The 19,827-nt window shown below is 55.3% G+C and carries 16 protein-coding genes; 4 read left to right on the forward strand and 12 right to left on the reverse strand.

Annotated features, from left to right (window positions below; all coding sequences use genetic code 11):
• Positions 1 to 19: 19 nt before the first annotated feature.
• The gene (locus FFI90_RS00840) at positions 20 to 676 is read left to right on the forward strand and encodes a YiaD family glycine zipper/OmpA-like lipoprotein (RefSeq protein ID WP_144775617.1); all 657 of its coding nucleotides are present in this window, start codon (positions 20 to 22) and stop codon (positions 674 to 676) included.
• Positions 677 to 758: 82 nt separating this feature from the next.
• Here the strand turns inward: FFI90_RS00840 and serA are convergent, their stop codons facing one another.
• The gene (serA, locus tag FFI90_RS00845) at positions 759 to 1,988 is read right to left on the reverse strand and encodes a phosphoglycerate dehydrogenase (RefSeq protein ID WP_144775619.1); all 1,230 of its coding nucleotides are present in this window, start codon (positions 1,986 to 1,988) and stop codon (positions 759 to 761) included.
• 192 nt (positions 1,989 to 2,180) lie between these two features.
• Here serA and FFI90_RS00850 point away from each other — a divergent pair, with 192 nt between their 5' ends.
• Both FFI90_RS00850 and FFI90_RS00855 read left to right on the forward strand, forming a co-directional pair.
• Positions 2,181 to 3,584 (forward strand): FAD-binding oxidoreductase, encoded by a 1,404-nt coding sequence (locus FFI90_RS00850; protein ID WP_144775621.1) that lies wholly within the window; start codon positions 2,181 to 2,183, stop codon positions 3,582 to 3,584.
• On the forward strand, positions 3,584 to 4,267 hold the full coding sequence (locus FFI90_RS00855) for an SIR2 family NAD-dependent protein deacylase (protein ID WP_144775623.1): 684 nt from the start codon (positions 3,584 to 3,586) through the stop codon (positions 4,265 to 4,267). Before FFI90_RS00850 ends, FFI90_RS00855 begins: the two co-directional genes overlap by 1 nt.
• A 158-nt stretch (positions 4,268 to 4,425) precedes the next feature.
• On the opposite strand, the gene FFI90_RS00860 is transcribed toward FFI90_RS00855, so the two are convergent.
• From FFI90_RS00860 to FFI90_RS00880, 5 genes are all read right to left on the reverse strand, one after another.
• Positions 4,426 to 5,736 (reverse strand): ABC1 kinase family protein, encoded by a 1,311-nt coding sequence (locus tag FFI90_RS00860; RefSeq protein ID WP_144775625.1) that lies wholly within the window; start codon positions 5,734 to 5,736, stop codon positions 4,426 to 4,428.
• Positions 5,737 to 5,783: 47 nt separating this feature from the next.
• The gene (locus FFI90_RS00865; RefSeq protein ID WP_144775627.1) at positions 5,784 to 6,446 is read right to left on the reverse strand and encodes a fumarylacetoacetate hydrolase family protein; all 663 of its coding nucleotides are present in this window, start codon (positions 6,444 to 6,446) and stop codon (positions 5,784 to 5,786) included.
• 64 nt (positions 6,447 to 6,510) lie between these two features.
• Complete coding sequence (locus FFI90_RS00870) at positions 6,511 to 7,053, reverse strand: adenine phosphoribosyltransferase (RefSeq protein WP_144775629.1); 543 nt, start codon at positions 7,051 to 7,053, stop codon at positions 6,511 to 6,513.
• Positions 7,054 to 7,082: 29 nt separating this feature from the next.
• Entirely contained in the window at positions 7,083 to 8,381 is a 1,299-nt protein-coding gene (locus FFI90_RS00875; protein WP_144775630.1) for an NCS2 family permease, read from the reverse strand.
• Positions 8,382 to 8,546: 165 nt separating this feature from the next.
• Entirely contained in the window at positions 8,547 to 9,164 is a 618-nt protein-coding gene (locus FFI90_RS00880; protein WP_144775632.1) for a trimeric intracellular cation channel family protein, read from the reverse strand.
• A gap of 224 nt (positions 9,165 to 9,388) precedes the next feature.
• On the opposite strand from FFI90_RS00880, the gene FFI90_RS00885 reads away from it, so the two are divergent.
• On the forward strand, positions 9,389 to 10,369 hold the full coding sequence (locus FFI90_RS00885) for an NADPH:quinone oxidoreductase family protein (RefSeq protein ID WP_144775634.1): 981 nt from the start codon (positions 9,389 to 9,391) through the stop codon (positions 10,367 to 10,369).
• A 388-nt stretch (positions 10,370 to 10,757) separates the two neighbouring features.
• Here FFI90_RS00885 and FFI90_RS00890 read toward each other — a convergent pair whose 3' ends face one another.
• The 6 genes from FFI90_RS00890 to FFI90_RS00915 all read right to left on the reverse strand — a co-directional run bounded on the left by FFI90_RS00890 (position 10,758) and on the right by FFI90_RS00915 (position 19,822).
• Positions 10,758 to 12,581, reverse strand: coding sequence for a long-chain-acyl-CoA synthetase (locus FFI90_RS00890; RefSeq protein ID WP_144775636.1), 1,824 nt, complete (start codon positions 12,579 to 12,581; stop codon positions 10,758 to 10,760).
• 60 nt (positions 12,582 to 12,641) lie between these two features.
• Entirely contained in the window at positions 12,642 to 13,469 is an 828-nt protein-coding gene (locus FFI90_RS00895; protein WP_144775638.1) for an SDR family oxidoreductase, read from the reverse strand.
• Positions 13,466 to 15,436, reverse strand: coding sequence for an acetyl/propionyl/methylcrotonyl-CoA carboxylase subunit alpha (locus tag FFI90_RS00900; RefSeq protein ID WP_144775640.1), 1,971 nt, complete (start codon positions 15,434 to 15,436; stop codon positions 13,466 to 13,468). The genes FFI90_RS00895 and FFI90_RS00900 overlap by 4 nt, the downstream gene beginning before the upstream one ends.
• A gap of 151 nt (positions 15,437 to 15,587) precedes the next feature.
• The gene (locus FFI90_RS00905; protein WP_144775642.1) at positions 15,588 to 16,409 is read right to left on the reverse strand and encodes an enoyl-CoA hydratase/isomerase family protein; all 822 of its coding nucleotides are present in this window, start codon (positions 16,407 to 16,409) and stop codon (positions 15,588 to 15,590) included.
• Positions 16,410 to 16,563: 154 nt separating this feature from the next.
• Entirely contained in the window at positions 16,564 to 17,724 is a 1,161-nt protein-coding gene (atuD, locus tag FFI90_RS00910) for a citronellyl-CoA dehydrogenase (RefSeq protein WP_144775644.1), read from the reverse strand.
• Positions 17,725 to 18,205: 481 nt separating this feature from the next.
• Complete coding sequence (locus FFI90_RS00915; protein ID WP_144775646.1) at positions 18,206 to 19,822, reverse strand: acyl-CoA carboxylase subunit beta; 1,617 nt, start codon at positions 19,820 to 19,822, stop codon at positions 18,206 to 18,208.
• Positions 19,823 to 19,827 lie beyond the last annotated feature (5 nt).

Consider the following 19,827-nt stretch of genomic DNA (forward strand, 5'->3'; position numbering starts at 1 on the left):
CTAACCACAGGAGAATGCTGTGAAGAAAACAATGCTCGCATTAGCAGTGACGACCATGAGTCTCGCCGGCTGTATGACATATGACCCTTACACCGACGAAGAGAAAACCTCAAATGCAACCAAAGGCAGCATTATCGGCGCCATCGGTGGCGCAGCTGTAGGCGCAGCAACCTCAAGCAAAAGCGACCGTGGCAAAGGCGCATTGATTGGTGCAGCGGGCGGCGCAGCTGTTGGTGGAGGCATTGGCTATTACATGGATCGGCAGGAAGCAGAGCTGAGACATAAGCTGAAAAACACGGGTGTCCGGGTTATTCGTAACGGCGACGAGATAGAGCTTGTCATGCCCGGTAATATCACCTTTGATCTGAACGAGACCTCAATCCGGGGTGGTTTTACAAGCACGCTGGAGTCTGTTTCTCTGGTGCTGAAAGAATTTGACAAGACCATCATCCAGATCGAGGGTCATACAGACAGTTCCGGTGCTGATAGTTACAACCAGCTGCTCAGTGAGCGCCGCGCTGGCTCTGTGCGGGACTTTCTCCTTAACCAGGGCATTGAACCCAAGCGCACCCGTGCGGTCGGTTATGGCGAACGTTATCCGATTGCTTCAAACGACACTGCTGCAGGGCGGGAGCAGAACCGTCGCGTAGAGCTGACTCTGGTCCCGATGCAGTAATCTGTTAACAAATCCTCGTCCCGGCTTTGCCGGACATAAAAAACCGGAGCACAAGCTCCGGTTTTTTATTGCCGCATACAGTTTAAAACAGTACGCGAGCACGAATGGTGCCTTTCACCTGGAGCAACTTCTCCAGGGCAAGTTCACCGTAGGCTTTATCTACATCAATTACCACGTAGCCAATGTCTTCTTTGGTCTGCAGGTACTGGCCGCAAACGTTAATGCCGTTCTCGGAGAACACCTGGTTGATTTCAGACATCACGCCCGGCACGTTCTCATGAATGTGCAGCAAGCGGTGCTGGTTCGGATGCGAAGGCAGTGCCACTTCCGGGAAGTTAACAGAAGACACCGAAGTGCCATTGTCACTGTACATGGCCAGCTTTTCTGCCACTTCACGCCCGATGTTTTCCTGAGCTTCAATGGTGGAACCGCCTACATGCGGCGTCAGGATAACGTTGTCGAATTCGCGCAGCGGAGAAACAAACTCCTCAGTATTGGATTTGGGCTCAACCGGGAATACGTCAATCGCCGCACCCAGTAGCTTGCCGCTTCTGAGAGCGTCTGAGAGAGCGTCAATATCAACAACCGTGCCTCTTGAGGCGTTCATCAGGATAGAGCCCGGCTTCATCTGAGCCAACTGCTCTGCTTTGAACATGTACTTGGTGGCCGGTGTTTCCGGCACATGCAGGCTCACAACATCCGCTATGTTGAGCAGTTCCTGCATGGTGCCTACCTGCGTTGCATTGCCGATGGACAATTTGGAAACCACATCGTAGAAGTACACGTCCATGCCCAGGCCTTCCGCCAGAACACTGAATTGGGTCCCGATATTGCCGTAACCGATGATGCCCAGTTTTTTACCCCGAATCTCGTAGCTGTCTTTGGCCGATTTCTGCCAGTCACCACGATGTGCCTTGGCATTTTTCTCCGGAACACCACGGAGCAGGAGGATAGCCTGTGCCAGAACCAGTTCTGCAACACTGCGGGTATTGGAGAAAGGCGCGTTGAATACAGCGATGCCACGACGGGTCGCCGCCTGCAGATCCACCTGGTTGGTACCGATACAGAAACAGCCCACGGCAACCAGTTTTTTGGCAGCCTCAAACACGTTGGCGGTCAACTGAGTGCGCGATCGAAGGCCTACAAAATGCGCATCGGCGATCTTCTCAATAAGATCTTCCTCGGCCAGAGAGTGACTGAGGTACTCAATGTTGGTGTAGCCTGCGGCGTTCAGGGTGTCCAGGGCGGATTGATGCACGCCTTCCAGCAGCAGAATCCGAATTTTGCTCTTTTCGAGGGACTTCGTTGACATGGGCTTTGCTTCCGAACCTTTCGTGGCAAGAAATGACCTGCAGCCAGTGATCGTCGGGCCTGGCTCACAGAACAGGGGCGGTATGATACCATAAAAGCAACTTTTCACAGCGCGCCGGTTCGCCTGGATCAATTGAACCGAGAACTTTTTATCCGGAGCAGCCGGCCCAACCCTGACGAGACTGATGCATTCATGAAATCCGAACAGATCATTGCTTCCCTCAAAGAGCTTGTAGCCACTGGCGAGGCGCCCGGAAAGGTACTGACCGACCCGGCTGATCTCGAGAGTTACGGCAAAGACTGGACGCGAATCTATGCGCCCAACCCACTGGCCATCGTGCTACCGAAAACCACTGAACAGGTTCAGGCGCTGGTCAGATTCGCCAACGAAAACGGGGTTGCGCTGGTTCCCTCTGGTGGACGTACCGGTTTGAGTGCTGGAGCGGTGGCCGCCAACGGGGAAGTGGTTGTTGCTTTCGACAACATGAACCAGATTCTTGATTTCAGCGCCAGCGATCGCCTGGTTCGTTGTCAGGCCGGCGTAGTGACTGAACAACTGCAGAATTTTGCGGAAGAGAACAACCTGTACTACCCGGTCGATTTTGCGTCTGCCGGTTCCAGCCAGCTTGGCGGTAACCTCTCAACCAACGCGGGTGGCATCAAGGTCATTCGTTATGGCATGAGCCGCGACTGGGTAGCCGGCCTGAAAGTGGTTACCGGTAAAGGCGACATCCTTGATCTGAACAAGGATCTGGCAAAGAACAACACTGGCTATGATCTGCGCCACCTGTTCATCGGCGCCGAAGGTACACTCGGGTTTATCACCGAAGCCACCATGAAGCTCTCACGCCAGCCAGATAACCTGACCGTGCTGGTGCTCGGGCTTAATGACCTGGGCAATACCATGGACGTGCTCAAAACCTTCCAGGGCGGCCTTGATCTGACCGCCTACGAGTTCTTCTCGCACCAGGCCATGGGGCACGTTCTGGCCCACGGCCAGGTGCAGGCTCCGTTTGAAACCGAAGCGCCTTACTACGCGCTTCTGGAGTTTGAAGCGACGTCTGATCAGGTAATGGACGCTGCCATGAACCTGTTCGAGCAGTGCATGGAAAATGGCTGGGTGCTGGATGGCGTTATCAGCCAGAGCGAAACCCAGGCCCAGAACCTGTGGCAGCTGCGCGAACGCATCTCGGAATCCATCGCGCCCCGCACGCCCTACAAAAACGATATTTCCGTTGTGGTCTCCAAAGTTCCGGGGTTTCTACAGGAAATCGATGAGCTGGTAGCAGAACACTACCCGGATTTTGAAATCATCTGGTTCGGCCATATTGGCGATGGCAACCTGCACCTTAACATCCTCAAACCGGAGGACATGGCAAAAGAAGACTTCTTCGAAAAGTGCCAACAGGTTAACAAGTGGGTGTTCGAAATCGTCGAGAAATACCAGGGCAGCGTTTCTGCCGAACACGGCGTGGGCATGACCAAAAAGCCCTACCTGCAGTACACTCGCAGCGAAGCAGAAATAGCCTACCTGAGAGGGATCAAACAGGTATTTGACCCCAACGGTATCATCAACCCCGGCAAGATTTTCGACTGATGCAAAGGCACATCGTAGTACTCACCGGCGCTGGTATCAGTGCCGAGAGTGGCCTCTCCACCTTCCGTGACAACGGCGGGCTTTGGGAGCAACACAGCGTATACGACGTTGCCACCCCCGAAGCCTTCGCCCGCAATCAGGAACTGGTGCTGCGCTTCTACAACGAACGCAGGCGCCAACTCGCCACCGCCCAGCCAAACCGCGCCCATCGCCTGCTCGCCGAACTGGAACAGAGCCACAGGGTAACCATCGTCACCCAGAATGTAGACGACCTACACGAACGCGGTGGCTCCAGCAGAGTAGTTCACCTGCATGGCGAACTCACCAAAGCCAGAAGCTCGTTTAACCCGGAACTGATCTACGACATTGGCTACCGCGACATCCAGCTGGGCGAGCAATGCGAGTGCGGCCAGCAGCTACGCCCGCACATCGTCTGGTTCGGCGAAGAAGTCCCAATGCTCCAGGCGGCAGCCGACATCGTCCGCACCGCAGACGACCTGCTGATTGTAGGCACCTCGCTACAGGTTTATCCGGCTGCTGGACTGATTCACGAAGTGGAGAGAGACGTACCGATTACGGTGATAGATCCGGGTGAAGCTCCCGGTGTTTCTCGTGCAAGGGTTATCCGCAAAGGCGCAGGAGAGGGCGTTGCTGAGTGGATTGCAAACTTCTTGGCGAGATAGGTATCGGCAGTGCACAGCTGAGCCAGATAGGCAGTGTCAGGGTCTTATTCCCAAAACTGTGCGAAGCCATGGATGGCGTAGCCAAGCGTACAGGGAAGTATTCACAGCGTGTTTTGGAATTAAGACCCTGACACTGCCGTCAGCACCGAAGCAAGAAATCAGAGCGACTCCGCAAGATACCGACGAAGCTCCTCACCAAAAGCAGCCTGAACCCCTAGCCGTTTCAGCATCCAATAATGCCCCGCAATCATCCGGTCAATAAAAATACTCTCAACCGGCGGCTTGAACGACTCCAGATACTTGAACACCGTGCTCGTCTTGGCAGCAACACTTTTGTGAATACTGGATTCGCCAAAATCATAAGGCTGCTCAGAATCAAACGGCACAACGAGAATATCCCGCCACATGGCGTAATAAGCCTCATCTATAGCTGGCTGACTCCCGACCCGAGCTCCCAGATCAATCAGATACGAATCCAGCGCCTTGTAATCCTGAGCCAGAGCTGCGGTAACCGCATTACGGTAAGCCACAACAATCTCCGGCTTCAGCTTCTTGATGCAGCCGAAATCGTACACCACAATGCTGCCATCCGGACGGTATGCAAAGTTACCCGCGTGGGGATCACCATGGATACACTGAAAACGGAATAACTGATCTGCCATGGTAGTAAACATGCGATGGCCGATCAGATTGATCGTGGCCTGGTCATAGCGCTCCGGCGTAACCTCACTGACGTGATCGCCCTCCTCCAGCTCCAGAGTGAGCACATGGCGGGTAGAGTGACTATGGATCACGGCAGGAATAACCACCCAGGAATCATTCTTGTGAAACTCCCGGAACAGCTCAATGTTGCGGGCTTCGTTCTCGTAATCCAGCTCTTCTCGCAAGCGCTCGCGAATCTCTGCGAACAACTGGTCAACCGATTCCTTTGGCATTTTCAGCAGACCACCAAGCTTGAGAGCCAGGCGCAATTGCTTCAGATCGGAATCGCAGGACTCGTCCACGCCCGGGTACTGCACCTTGACAATCACATCCGTGCCGTCGTGCAACCGGGCGCGGTGAACTTGGCCTATGGACGCTGCGGCATAGGGCGTTTCCTGCAGATATTCGAACAGTTCGCCTACCGGCTTGCCAAGCTCGGTTTCGACCTGCTCAAGAATAATCTCGAAGGGCATGGGCGGCGCTTCTTTCTGCAACTTCTGAAGAGCATCCGAAAACTCCCGGGGCAGGAAGTCCTGAGTCTGGGACGCAATCTGGCCCACTTTCATGGCTGCGCCTTTCATTTCGCCGAGCGTGTCGGTAATGCGGTTGGCCATGCGGGTATAGCTTTCGCTGCGGGCGCCGTCGTCGTTCTCGCTGCTGAACATGCTGCGGGCTTTCTGGCCGGCGTATTGCCCTGCCACTGAGGCAGTCATGCCGGCAAGCTTGAAGAAACGACCACTGCGTGAGGTAACCGGTTTTTTTGCCATGCCTGACTATACGTGCTCTTCAGATAGAAAGATTGTAACAGCCCACGTTAAACCACTTTGGTGGAGACAGACAACTGATCCTCCAGTTGCAGTGACAAGGTTTGCCCTGAGTGCAATGGACCAACGCCGCTGGGGGTGCCTGTGAGCACCACGTCGCCTGGCAGCAGCGTGAAGTGATTGCTTATATGAGCTAGCAGCGGAATGATCGGGAAAAGCATGTCCCGGGTATCACCGCTTTGCTGACGCTTTTCGTCGATATCCAGACTGAAGGTAATGTGATCGTTGCGAAAGCGCTCCGCGGCCACAAACGGAGACAGGGGGCAGGCGCCATCGAAGGCTTTGGCCCGCTCCCAGGGGTGTCCCTTATCTTTCAACTGAGTTTGCAGATCCCGAAGGGTCAGATCCAGCGCCAGGCCGTAACCGAGGATGGCAGCCTGAGCCTCGCTGGCAGACGCATTGGTTAAAGGTTTGCCTATCAGCACCGCCAATTCGGTTTCGAAGTGCACTTGGCCATGATTGGCCGGAAACGCCAAGGGGCGGGTTACATGGGCTGCCGAGGTGGCGGGTTTGATGAACAGCAGAGGTTCGGCAGGCACCGGGTTGTTGAGCTCTTTCGCGTGTTCCGCGTAATTGCGGCCAACGCAAACGATCTTACCCAATGGCAGATGCACCGGTGTGCCGTCTTTCCAGTGGTGCTGATATTGATCCATGGCGACCTCCCATTGCTCTCGAAGTAGTCTCTCGTCGCTAATTCAGAATTTGGGGGCGAAGCCTCTATTCGCCCTCAAACGAGCATACAGTATAGACCTTCAGACCCTCTTTCTGCAGCTTGCTAGATCCGCCAAGATCGGGAAGGTCGATCATGGCAGCAACTTCGATAATTTCAGCACCAATACGGCGAATCAGCCGGCTCGCAGCCAACATGGTGCCACCGGTGGCGATCAGGTCGTCTACCAGTATCACTTTGTCGCCGGGTTTGAACGCATCCTGGTGTAGCTCTACTGAGGCCGTTCCGTATTCCAGCTCGTAGTCCTCCACCAAGGTATCAAACGGCAGTTTGCCTTTTTTGCGTATCAGTACCAGCGAGGCATTGAGCTCATAAGCTAATGCTGAGCCAATGATAAATCCGCGGGCATCCACCGCAGCCACAGCGTCAATATCGTGGCCGTGGTAGCGGTGAACGAACGCATCAATCAGCTTCCGGAACGCGGTTTTATCCTGCAGAACCGTGGTGATATCCCGGAAGGCAACGCCGGGCTTGGGCCAGTCCGGCACTGTGCGGATGGCTTGCTTGATGCTTTGAGAAAAGTAATCCATAAAAGTCAGGCTCTCATTCTGAGTGCAGCTTAACCTGCGTCCAGAAACATGAATTTCAGAACGAAAACGATGGCGATCACCACAACACTCACGTTCAGGTCTGACCAGCGTCCGCTCAGAGCCTTGATCACAGCGTAAGTGATAAAGCCCAGCGCAATTCCGTTGGCAATAGAGAATGTAAGGGGCATCATCAGCGCAGTTACTACGGCTGGTGCGGCTTCTGTAATGTCGTCCCAGTCTATCAGTTTCAGGCCACTGGCCATCAACACTGCCACGTAAAGCAGCGCAGGCGCCGTAGCGTAGGCGGGGATAATGCTGGCGATGGGTGAAAGCAAGAGGCAAGCAAGGAACAGCAAGGCTACAACCACAGCGGTAAGGCCGGTGCGCCCGCCGGCAGAAATACCTGCGGTGGACTCAATGTAGCTGGTGGTGGTTGAGGTGCCCAGGGCTGCGCCAGACATGGTGGCCACAGAGTCAGACATCAATGCGCGGCCCAGGCGTGGTAGCTTGCCGTCTTTGTCCAGGAGGCCGCCGCGTTGAGCGGCGCCGATCAGCGTACCTGAGGTGTCGAACAGATCCACAAACAGGAACGCGAACACGATGCTGATCATGCCGACATTCAGCGCACCGGCGATATCCAGTTGCATAAAGGTGGGCGCAAGGCTTGGCGGCGCGGAGACGAAGCCCTTATATTCCACCATGCCCAGCATCATCGCGATGGCCGTTATAGCAATAATTCCGATCATGACGGCACCGGTTATGCGGCGGAATGACAAGGCACAAATCAGAACAAATCCACCAAAGAACAGCAGGCTCTCGGCAGACTTCAGTTCACCCAGGCCAACCAGTGTGGCGGGGTTGTCCACTACGATGCCCGCATTTTTCAGGGCGATCAGTGCCAGGAAAAAGCCGATACCGGCGGAAATTCCGAAGCGCAGGGACATGGGAATGCTGTTTATAATCCATTCGCGAATTTTGAATATGCTCAGCAAAAAGAAGATCAGGCCAGAGAGAAAGACCGCGCCAAGCGCAACCTGCCAGCTGTACCCAAGGCTGCCCACAACGGTAAACGAGAAAAAGGCGTTCAGGCCCATGCCCGGTGCCAGGGCAATTGGATAGTTTGCCCAGAGGCCCATGATCAGAGTGCCGATGGCCGCTGCCAGACAGGTGGCGACAAAAACTGCCCCAAAATCCATGCCTGTTGAAGACAGGATGCTTGGGTTGACCACGATAATGTATGCCATGGTCAGGAAGGTGGTGATGCCCGCAACCAGTTCTTTACGAACATCGGTGCCGTGGGCCTGGAGTTGGAACAGTCGTTCGAGCATGACGGGTGTCTGCCTCTCAGGATGCCAGAGTGTGGGGTTTGGGAGTCTGTAGTTAAACTAAAAAGCCAAGCTGAAAAAGCTACTTGAAAAAGAGCTGCGTGAAAAAGCGGTAATCTTACTGGTTGAGGGCCCCAAGGCCAAGAGATGATTGAAGTCTCAGCGCCGTCAGTGTTGCGTCGGGTCGCGCTGCAAGCGGATATCGAAACGCACCGCTGCCATCCGTACGATAATAATAAAAAGCAAACCAATCGTCAGCGACAAGGCTTCGCTTCGCAGAGTCCACTGACACAGGAAATAGAGCCAGCAACCGGCAAATGAAATAGATGCATAGATCTGATCCTTGCGGAAGATGAACGGCACTTCGTTGCAGAGGGTGTCGCGTAGGGCTCCTCCAAATGTACCGGTCATCACGCCGAGCAGAGAGGCAATAAACCAGGAGTGGCCCATGTCGAGAGCCAACTGCGCCCCCAGTATCGAGAAAGTGCCGAGCCCAATGGCGTCCGGGAAAACAATCCAGGATTCGCGAATACGCTCTGAGCGTTTCCAGTAGCTGAAAACAATCGCCATCGCGAGAATCAGGATGGGCTGTTCTTCGTGCTTGATCCAGTAAACCGGGTGGTTTGACATGATAAGATCGCGCAGTGTTCCACCGCCAAGGGCCGTAATAAACGCGATGGTAAAAACACCGACTGGATCCATGTTCTTGGAGCGAGCAACCACCATGCCTGATATAGCGAAGGCAACAATTCCAATCATTTCAAGCGAGTAAACAATGTCGAGCATGATCAACCCTGAAAGGACATTGGATGGCTTCTGAGCGGCTCGGATCAGAAACGCGAAGGATAGCGGAAAACCGCATTCGATTCATCTCTGTGCCTGTGCCCGGAATGAGCGAGGTATAAGTGGCGTTTATTAATATGGATAAAGGTTCTTTATTTGCTTCATGAGCCGAGTCTGTTTAGCTTGGCGTGATTCAATAACAACAGAATTTCATTAAAGGAGTCCCCATGAAAGCGATTCTCTGTAAGGAATATGGCCCGGCTGAAACGCTGGTCATTGAAAATGTACCCAGCCCAGAGGCCAAAGGTCGCGGTGTTAAAGTCCGCGTGAAAGCAGCGGGCCTGAACTTCCCCGATACGTTGATTATAGAAGGCAAATATCAGCTCAAACCGACCATGCCATTCTCCCCGGGCGGAGAAATGTCGGGCGAAGTTATCGCGGTGGGCGACCAGGTAACCCGTTTTAAAGTCGGTGACCGTGTTGCGGGCCTGACCGGTTATGGCGCTTTTGCTGAAGAAGTGATCGTGCCCGAGCACAACCTGTTGCCGATACCAGAAGGCATGAGCGATGAAAAAGCCGCTGCGTTCACCATGGTTTACGGCACGTCCTATCACGCGCTTAAACAACGCGCGAACATCCAGCCAGGCGAAAGCCTCCTGGTTCTGGGTGCCAGCGGTGGCGTTGGCCTGGCAACGGTAGAGTTGGGTAAGGCGATGGGCGCTCGCGTTATCGCCGCAGCCAGTTCAGCGGAGAAGCTCGAAATTGCCAAGGCCGCTGGTGCGGATGAACTGATCAATTATACCGAAGAACCTTTGAAAGAGGCGGTAAAGCGCCTGACTAACAGCAAAGGCGTGGATGTAATCTACGATCCCGTAGGTGGCGATTTCACCGAGCAGGCACTGCGTGCCATGGCCTGGAACGGTCGCCACTTGATTGTTGGCTTTGCTGCAGGCGATATCCCCAAAATCCCGGCGAACCTGACGCTGCTGAAAGGCTGTTCGGTTGTCGGCGTGTTCTGGGGCAGCTTTACCCAGCGCGAGCCGGAAGCGAGTGCCCAGAACATGATGGCGCTGATGAAGCTTTATGCCGAAGGCAGAATCGACCCGCAAATCAGCGAAGTCTTCGAGTTTGAGGATTACGCCAAGGCATTAGGTGCCCTGACTGAGCGGCGTGCTACTGGGAAGGTGGTGCTTAAAATCGGTTCTTGAGTGGCCTTCTGATTGTAGCCTGATGGTTTGGAGTAGGTGAGAGTGGGCGGCCCCTCCCAAAAAACCGCTACGAGCACATCCATGTGCGCTTGACTGCGGCCATCCATGGCCGCAGACATTTTTGGGAGGGGCCGCCCACTCTCACCATTTAAACTTTCAGTTATCGCTAGTAATACGATGGCCTTGAGAAGAAGTTTTTGTGATTTAGGACTACTACTCTAAACTCTGAAAGCCATGCAGGGCGGGTCTTCCCAAAAATGTAGAGGGCCAAGGACGGCCCGAAACAAGCGCACACGGATGTGCTTGTAGCGGTTTTTGGGAAGACCCGCCCTGTATGGCTAACCCCGATCTAAAAGGCTAGGGTCATAACCAGCCGGCAACACCAAAGTCAGAAGTTAAACTGTCCGGAATCAATATCCGAAACCAGCTCCGGGGTCAGCCGAACGTAACCCTCGGTTTTGGGCAACCAAGCGAAGACTTCCTCATCAGACCGTTCTAGAGTGTAACCGGCTTTCTGAATATCCACCTTACGGTACTTGAAGGTTCCCGTTTTCTCGATGGCTTGGGTGACCCTTACAAACACCGGAACCGCATAAGCCGGCAAGTTGTCCCGCAGGAAACCAAGCAGCTTATCGATATCAAAGGTTTCGCTGTTCGGTACCAGCGTCACCATACCCGCTTTGCCGTTGGTTTTCGGGATCTCCACGCCGTAGACGATGGCTTCTTCGACCATTCCGGAGCCGTCGAGGATGTTCTCCACTTCGTTGGTTGAAACGTTCTCACCTTTCCAGCGATACGTGTCCCCCATTCGATCCACAAACTGCAGGTGGCGGCAGCCTATTTCTCTCAAAACATCGCCTGTGTTGAACCAGGCGTCGCCTGTTTTGAATGCATCGCGCAGGATGGATTTTTCCGTGGCTTCTTTTTGGGTATAGCCCTCGAACGACCATTTTTTCGTGATTTCGCCGATCAGCAGCCCCGGTGTGCCCTTGGCCACTTCCTGCATCACGCCCTTTTCGTTCCGAACCGGATCACGAGTGCCATCGTGGAATTTCACCAGTTTGTAAGGCGCCGTGGACAGGCCAACGGTGTTGTTCTGGTTGAAAAAGTTGCTGAAGCCGATATTGCCCTCGCTGGATGCATAAAGCTCCGCGATGGTTTCAATTCCGAAACGGTCTTTGAACTCTTTCCAGATAGAGGGGCGTAGGCCGTTGCCAAGCATTCTGGTGGCGCGATGGTTGCGGTCCTGGTCGCTTGGCGGCTGGTTGAGCAAGTAGCGGCAAAGCTCGCCGATGTAGCCAAAAACCGTTGCATCATAACGGCGCACATCATCCCAGAAGGCGCTGGCGGAGAATTTGCGGCGCAGGGCAAAAGCCGAACCGCCGGCCAGCACTGAGCCCCAGCAAACCACAAGGCCTGTGCCGTGGTATAGCGGCAGAGTGCAGTAGAAGACGTCTTCCGGTGTCATTGAAAGAGACATCAAACCAAAGCCACCGTAAGCTTTCAGGAATTTGTTGTGGGATCCCGGTGCAGCCTTCGGCAAGCCGGTTGTACCGGAGGTGAACAGGTAAATCGCTGTATCTCCGGTTCTCGGAGGATCGCTCAGAACGGGGTTGTCGCTGTTGAAAGTGCAGACCTGTTGCGCCATGTTTGCATAGCCAGTGGGTGCGTCACCGAAGGCATTGAGTGTGTTGGTGTCGGGGAGAAACAAAAAAGGTGTGGGGTGGTTGAGCCCAAGGCTCGCTTTTACAGTATCAAATGCAGGTACCAATTCCTCACCAACCACGACCATTTTCGGTTTGACCAGCTTGGCACTGTGCTCCAGCACCTTGCCTTTTTGTGATGTATTCAGCATGGCGCAGGCAACGCCGATCTTGGCAGCGCCCGCAACCACGGCCAGAACTTCCGGGCGGTTTTCCAGGAAGACGGCGATGGAGTCGCCTTTTTTCAGCCCCTGAGCCTGAAAGTAACCGGCGATGCGATTCGACCAGGCATTGAAATCGCCCCATGTGATACTGCGATCCTCAAATAGAATCGCAGGCCTTTCGCCATACTTTTCTGCGTTGTTCTCAACGAGGGTTCCGAGGGTAAGGGTTTTACGCGCATCCTTGATTGAGTAGTAATAATAGCCTTTGGCAATCGCCGGGAATCGTTTGAATATTCCCGGCAGGCTGCGCACGATATCCATCGCAGTAACGTTATCTTGGCTCATGGTCTTTCCGTAAGTATTTTTATAGGTGAATCAGGGCCCCGGAATAACCTTGCCTTGAGGCTAGTCCAGGTAAAGGTCTGGCAAAAGGGGTTTGTCACCGGCTTTGTATCGGTAACTTTCGAAATCAGTTACGCCGTCTTCACGAAGTACGTCTTCGTCAATCAGGTTCTGTCCTGTCATTTCGTCGACTGGCCGGTTCAGGATGCTTACGACCGCGTCGGCCATGATGTCGGGCTTCCGGCCTTGCGCCATTAACTGTTCGCCTCCGGCTTCGTGCTGAATCGCGGCAGTCGCTATGACGGTTTTAGGCCATAAGGTGTTCACTGCGATGCCGTAACGCTTGAACTCCTGAGCCATACCGATGCTGATCATGGTCATGGCGTATTTCGTTGATGTGTAAGGTCCAAAATGGGCAAACCATTTGGGATCCATATTCAGTGGCGGCGACATGCTCAGGATGTGGCCGCGTTCGGACTGTTTGAGCCAGGGCAAAGCGGCTTGGCTGCATGCCATCACCGCACGGGCATTGACCTGGTGCAGTAGGTCGAAGCGGCTGACCTTCAGCTTCTCGACACCGGCCAGGCGAATGGCGCCGGCGTTGTTGATCAGGGCGTCAATGCCGCCAAAGTGTTTGGCTGCTTCATCAATACGCTGTTTGATCTGTTCTTCGTCGCGAACGTCGAGCACCAAAGGCAGCGCCTGGCCTCCGGCTGCACGAACTTCCTCAGCGACGGTATGAATGGTGCCAGGTAGTTTTGGATGCGGTGTGTCGGACTTTGCGGCGATAACAATATTTGCACCTTGACGGGCACAGGCGAGCGCAATCTGGCGGCCGATACCACGGCTGGCGCCCGTAATAAATACGGTTTTCTTGTTCAGGGTATTCATTTGTTGCGCTCCTGTTCGGATGCTTCATCGGTGGTAATTTCCACCAGCAACTGGTTGCGTTTCACCTGACTGCCTTTGTTGGTCAGAACCTGGCTAACAACGCCGTCGCAGTCGGCTTTTACCGGGTGCTCCATTTTCATGGCTTCCAGTATGACAAGGGTTTCTCCTTGGCGAACCGTCTGCCCGGGCTCTACCAGAACATCTATAATGGCGCCGTCCATTGAGGCCTGAATGCGCCCGCCGCCCGTGCCGTTGGCTCCAGCGGCCGGCTGATGAGTAAGATCAGTGACTGACCACGACTCTCCGAACGCCTGTAAATATAGGGAATCTCCGCTGCGGTGATATTGGCAACACTGACGGATACCGTTGTCGATAATGTATAAGGTACCGTTCTGTAAACAGGTAACCGTCATTTCATGCTGCTCATTGCCCAGGCGGCAGGAAAGCTTGTTACCGCTGCTTTGCACCAACAATTCAACAACTTCGTCGCCGGTATCGAGCTTCATCGGCGTATTGGTAGCCGGTGCGTTGCTCCAGGCTTCCTGGCCAGCAGTGCCATGGGCCAGTACGCAGGCTGCAAGAGCGAGCTGGCGGATTTGCGGTTTGGCTGGCTGCAGCGATGGGTCTTCGCGGAAGGCCTGCTGCAGGAATGCCGTGGTGGCCTCGCCGGCACCAAAGGTGCTGTCTGCGATGATGCGGCTCAGGAAATACCGGTTGGTTGTGACGCCAAAAACAGTAGTGTCTTCCAGCGCGCGGATCAGCCGGCGGCGGGCTTCATCCCGGTTTTCGCCCCAGGCGATGACCTTTGCGAGCATGGGGTCGTAGTGTGGTGTTACTTCGTCACCGGAACGCACCCCGGTGTCATAGCGCAGGCCTTCGCCTTCTGCCGGCTGAAAGATATGCAGTGGGCCAGTTTGCGGGGTGAAACCATTGGATGGGTCTTCGGCGTAGAGCCGGACTTCGATGGCGTGGCCGTTCAGTTCAATGTCTTTCTGAGCCAGCGGCAGTGGCAGGCCTTCGGCAACCGTCAGTTGCCAAGCCACCAGATCCTGCCCGGTGATCAGTTCGGTAACCGGGTGTTCTACCTGCAGGCGCGTGTTCATTTCCAGGAAGTAGAAGTTACGATCTTTGTCCACAAGGAACTCGACGGTCCCCGCTCCTTCGTAGTTGCAGGCCAAGGCAGCTTTTACAGCGGCTTCGCCCATGGCGGCCCGGAGTTCCGGGGTTACAAAGGGGGAGGGCGCTTCTTCAACGACTTTCTGGTGGCGGCGCTGTATTGAGCAGTCACGTTCACCAAGGTAGACGGCGTTGCCGTGGCGGTCTGCGAAGACCTGTATTTCCACATGCCGAGGTTCGATTACAGCTTTTTCGAGAATGAGCTCGTCGTCACCGAAGGCCTGTTTGGATTCGGAACGGGCGCGTTTTATGTTGTCTGCTAGCTCGGACTCATCGTTTACAAGGCGCATGCCCCGGCCACCGCCACCGGCGGAGGCTTTGATCATCAGTGGGTAGCCGATGTCCGCTGCGGCGGCAATGAGCTCGTCGTCACGGGCGTTGTCGCCCTCGTAACCGGGCACAACAGGTACGCCGGCTTTTTGCATGGCGATTTTGGAGCGTCGCTTGCTGCCCATGAGTTCAATGGCGCTGGCTGGCGGGCCTACAAACACGATGCCGGCGTCTTTGCAGGCATCGGAAAAGCCGGCGTTTTCGGAGAGGAAGCCGTAACCGGGGTGGATGCAATCCGCGCCGGTTTTGCGTGCGGCATCGAGTATGGCGTCGGCGTTCAGGTAGGACGCCGCTACTTGTGCTGGGCCTATGCAAACGGCTTCATCTGCCAGTTCGGTATGCATGGCGTGGGCGTCTGCTTCGGAGTAGACGGCGACGGTGCGGTATCCGAGGGCTTTGGCGGTACGAATAATGCGGACGGCGATTTCGCCCCGGTTCGCTATTAGTAACTTTTTTAGCATTGTGCTGGTCTCTTAAATTCGTGCCAGTCCGCGCTTGGGTGCTGGGGAGTTTCCAGAAAACCGCTACGAGCACATCCATGTGCGCTTGTTTCGGGCCATCCATGGCCCTCTACATTTTCTGAAAACTCCCCAACACCCAAGCGCTCCTTCATCAATTGTTCGTGTCTGCCCATGCAGGAGCACGTTTTTGCATGAACGCCATAGTGCCCTCGGTTCCCTCGCTGCCTCTGACGGCTGCTGTGAACATTTCCGCAGCGCTGTCGAGTAATCCGCTCATGGATTCGTGCCCAACCCGATGGAGCAGGGCTTTGGTTTCTGCCGTGGCGTTGGGGGCGCAGTGGCGAATGCGTTCCAGTGCATGAGTCAGCATGTCGTTAAGTTCTTCATCCGATGCTGCCGCCTGGTGAACGATTCCCAACGCACAGGCTTCTTCCGCTCCGACTCTTAATCCAAGTAGTGCAAGTCGACGGGCCTGTGTCAGGCCTATGCGTTCAACAACAAATGGAGCGATCTGGGCCGGGATAATGCCGAGGGAGGTTTCCGGCATGCCGAATTTGGCTGTGGGGCCGGCGATAGCGACGTCGGATACGCAGGCCAGTCCAAAGCCGCCGCCCATAACAGCACCTTCGGTGATGGCGATGACGACTTTGGAGGATTCGTTTACCTGCTGAATCATCTGCCCGAAGGCGCGGTTGAGGCGGTAGAAGGGGTCGGTTTCGCCTTCACCGGCTTTCTGGTTTCGGGCGCCGGCCATGTCCTTGATATCACCGCCGGCACAGAAGTGGCCGCCTGCACCACGGATCACCACGGCGCGTATGCTGGTATCGGATTCCACTTCAGTAAAGATCGTGGACAGCTCCGCCACCATTTGCAGGCTCATGGCATTCCGGGAGTCTGGCCGGTTGATGGTGATGTGCAGGGCTGGCCCCTGTTTTTCCAGAAGCAGTGTTTCGCAATGAGGCAAGGTTTCCATAAAACGACTCCAAGAATATTGTACGGGGCTGGCGGCCCGGCATGGCTGTTCAGGACTGTTGAGGGCCATGGATGGCCCGATTCAAGCCCTACATGGATGTACTTGTGGGCGTGTCCTGAACAGCCATGCCGGGGTGTCGGTCTTGCACCTAAGTTCAGCTTTTGCGCTTGCCAGGCAAAGTCCCCATAAGCTTGCAAATGATCCCCAGCATGATCTCATCGGCACCGCCGCCAATAGACACCAAACGGACATCCCGAAACGCACGGGATGCAGGGTTGTCCCACATAAAGCCGTTGCCGCCCCAGTACTGCAGGCAACTGTCGGTCACTTCACGGCCCAGGCGGCCGGCTTTCAGCTTGGCCATGGACGCGAGTTTGGTGACGTCCTTGCCTTCGATGTGCAGTTCACAAGCCTGATAGGTCAGGGCGCGCAGAGCTTCTACTTCGGTTTGCAGTTCGGCCAGGCGGAAGTGAATGACCTGGTTGTCGATCAGCGGTGTGCCGAAGGTCTTGCGCTCGCGGCAATACTCGATGGTCTGATCAATGCAGTTTTCCAGCGCCTTGATGACGTTGGCGGCACCCCACAAACGTTCTTCCTGGAACTGCAGCATTTGCATCATGAAACCGGTGCCTTCGGCGCCGATGCGGTAGCGTTGGGGTACACGAACGTCGTCGAAGAAGATCTGGGCGGTTTCCGAGGAGCGCATGCCCAGCTTGTTCAAATGCGGGCTGAAGGTGATGCCCGGGGAGTTCATGGGAACCACGATTAGTGATTTGTTTTTGTGCGGCTTGTCGTCACTGGTGTTCGCCAGCAGGCAGATAAAATCAGCTTGTGGGCTGTTGGTGATCCACATTTTCGAGCCGTTGATGATGTAGTCATCGCCGTCTTTTTTTGCGTTGGTTTTCAGGCCAGCTACGTCGGAACCGGCACCCACTTCGCTTACGCCAATGCAGCCCACCATGTCGCCGGCAATGGCCGGTGCAAGAAAGGTGCGCTTCAGTTCGTCAGAACCAAAGCGGGATATGGCAGGTGTGCACATGTCGGTCTGTACGCCGATGGCCAGAGGTACGCCACCACAGTGAGCCATACCCAACTCTTCAGCCGCTACGAGGTTGTAGCTGTAATCGAGCCCCATGCCGCCGTATTCTTCGGGCTTTTGAATGCCCAGCAAACCGAGGTCGCCCATTTTCTTGAACAGTTCGTGAATGGGGAACTGGCCGGCTTCTTCCCATTCGTCGCAATGGGGGTTAATTTCTTTCTGCACGAAATCGCGGACGGTTTTTCTCAGGGCTTCGTGTTCGGCTGTGAATTTCACTTGTTGTTCTCCTGGTATCTGGTTCGTGCTTTCTTTGTTTTGGTGCACGTTCTTTGGCCTGGGCGGTGTGGGTGCGGGATTTCCTTCCAGAAAACCGCTACGAGCACGTCCGTGTGCGCTTGTTTCCGGCCGTCCATGGCCTCCAACATTTTCTGGAAGGAAATCCCGCACCCACACCCATGTCTTCAAATTTATTGCTACGTTCAGAAATTTTTATTTGATGAGCGCCACTTGCACTCAAGCTTGTCACATGGCTCTCAACTTTCGTGTTTTGTTACCTAAGCATGCTCTTCAAATGAGTTAACTCGTGGTTTCGCTGAACCGTCTGGGAGGGCGTGTCCAAAAATGTCGGAGGCCATGGATGGCCGGAAACAAGCGCACACGGACGTGCTTGTAGCGGTTTTTGGACACGCCCTCCCAGACGGTGCCCCCACACAAACAAGCAACCCATGAGGCGGGCCTCACTAAAGCCAAAACCCGATCAGAAGCGGGCCACGCCAAATGTATTAGGCCGCAACTGACGGATTTCGGCTTCGCGGCACACGTCGAGAACCAGTGCGACTACGCGCCGGGTGTCTCTTGGGTCGATCAGGCCATCGTCCCATAGCCGTGCTGTACCGAACAGGGCAGTGGAACCGTCTTCCAGCTTCTTGGCTGTAGCCTGCTCCAGAAAATCCAGGGTTTTCGGATCAGGCTCTATGCCGCTGCGACGTTGCTTGTCCTCCGCCACTATGCGCATTACCTTGCCAGCCTGGGCCGGGCCCATTACGGCGGTTCGGCTGTTAGGCCAGGCGAAGATGAATCTCGGGTCCAGGCCGCGGCCACACATGGCGTAGTTACCTGCACCATAGGAACCGCCGATCACGATTGCGACTTTTGGAACCCGGCAGTTAGCAACGGCCTGAATCATTTTGGAGCCGTGTTTGATGATGCCGTTCTGCTCGGAATGCGTGCCCACCATGAATCCCGTGGTGTTGTGCAGGAACAGCAGTGGCGTGCCCGCCTGATCGCAGAGCTGGATGAACTGGGCGGCTTTTGCGCTTCCGGCCGGGGTGATCGGGCCGTTGTTGCCGATGATGCCGACGCAATGGCCTTCAATTCGGATGGTGCCGCATACGGTCTGGTCGTCGAACTCGTTCTTGAAGTCCATGAACTTTGAGCCGTCGGCGATGCGAGCAAGAATTTCGCGCACATCGTAGGGCTTTTTGGAATCAGACGGGATTACGCCCAAGAGCTCTTCAGCCGCATAAAGAGGCTCGTCCCATTTCAGCTCACGCTGTGGCGGGAGCTGTTCGTTCCAGGGCAGGGCTTCCATGATGTTTCTGGCCTGGCGGATGCCGTCGGCATCGTCTTCGGCCAGGTACTCGGCGGTGCCGGCGACCTGTGCGTGCATGTCTGCGCCGCCGAGTTCTTCATCGTCGGCTATTTCGCCGGTTGCGGCCTTCAGCAATGGTGGGCCGGCCAGGAACATTTTTGCCTGGCCGCGGATAGCGATTACATAATCCGACAAGCCCGGCTGGTAGGCGCCGCCGGCGGTGGCGTTGCCGTGTACCACGGTAACCTGTGGTAGCCCGGCAGCGGACATCCGCGCCTGGTTGGCGAAGCCACGGGCGCCCTGCACGAAAATATCCGTGGCGTAGTTAAGGTTGGCGCCGCCGCTCTCGGACAGGGAGACTACCGGCAATTTGTTCTCTTTGGCGATCTGTTGCAGGCGCAAGGTTTTATCCAGACCTGCCGGCGTGATGGTGCCGCCTTTGATGGCGCTGTTGCTGGCAACCACCAGGCAGCGTATGCCGCTAACGGTGCCAATACCGGCGATGATGTTGCCACCGGCCATGCTGCCGTCTTTGTCATCGTGCATCTTGTAGCCGGCCAGTGAACAAAGCTCCAGGAAAGGTGTACCACGATCCAGCAGGCGGTTAATGCGATCCCGGGGCAGAAGTTTTTTGCGCTTGGTGAACTTTTCCCGCGCGGCCTCTGCCAGGTCGAGCACCTTTTGCTCTACATCCCGGAAGGTCTGGATGTGTGCGTTCATGGCCTCGGTGTTGCCACGGAACTCGTCAGACTGCGGATTAACGCTGGTTTCCAGTGTTTGCATAAAAA

Origin of the sequence: Marinobacter maritimus (genome assembly GCF_007671675.1) — a bacterium.
In the GTDB taxonomy this organism is placed as follows: domain Bacteria; phylum Pseudomonadota; class Gammaproteobacteria; order Pseudomonadales; family Oleiphilaceae; genus Marinobacter; species Marinobacter maritimus.

Coding starts and splice junctions, on each gene's coding strand:
- serA (WP_144775619.1), bottom strand. CDS start 1,988: ATGTCAACGAAGTCCCTCGAAAAGAGCAAAATTCGGATTCTGCTGCTG.
- FFI90_RS00850 (WP_144775621.1), top strand. CDS start 2,181: ATGAAATCCGAACAGATCATTGCTTCCCTCAAAGAGCTTGTAGCCACT.
- FFI90_RS00855 (WP_144775623.1), top strand. CDS start 3,584: ATGCAAAGGCACATCGTAGTACTCACCGGCGCTGGTATCAGTGCCGAG.
- FFI90_RS00860 (WP_144775625.1), bottom strand. CDS start 5,736: ATGGCAAAAAAACCGGTTACCTCACGCAGTGGTCGTTTCTTCAAGCTT.
- FFI90_RS00865 (WP_144775627.1), bottom strand. CDS start 6,446: ATGGATCAATATCAGCACCACTGGAAAGACGGCACACCGGTGCATCTG.
- FFI90_RS00870 (WP_144775629.1), bottom strand. CDS start 7,053: ATGGATTACTTTTCTCAAAGCATCAAGCAAGCCATCCGCACAGTGCCG.
- FFI90_RS00875 (WP_144775630.1), bottom strand. CDS start 8,381: ATGCTCGAACGACTGTTCCAACTCCAGGCCCACGGCACCGATGTTCGT.
- FFI90_RS00880 (WP_144775632.1), bottom strand. CDS start 9,164: ATGCTCGACATTGTTTACTCGCTTGAAATGATTGGAATTGTTGCCTTC.
- FFI90_RS00885 (WP_144775634.1), top strand. CDS start 9,389: ATGAAAGCGATTCTCTGTAAGGAATATGGCCCGGCTGAAACGCTGGTC.
- FFI90_RS00890 (WP_144775636.1), bottom strand. CDS start 12,581: ATGAGCCAAGATAACGTTACTGCGATGGATATCGTGCGCAGCCTGCCG.
- FFI90_RS00895 (WP_144775638.1), bottom strand. CDS start 13,469: ATGAATACCCTGAACAAGAAAACCGTATTTATTACGGGCGCCAGCCGT.
- FFI90_RS00900 (WP_144775640.1), bottom strand. CDS start 15,436: ATGCTAAAAAAGTTACTAATAGCGAACCGGGGCGAAATCGCCGTCCGC.
- FFI90_RS00905 (WP_144775642.1), bottom strand. CDS start 16,409: ATGGAAACCTTGCCTCATTGCGAAACACTGCTTCTGGAAAAACAGGGG.
- FFI90_RS00915 (WP_144775646.1), bottom strand. CDS start 19,822: ATGCAAACACTGGAAACCAGCGTTAATCCGCAGTCTGACGAGTTCCGT.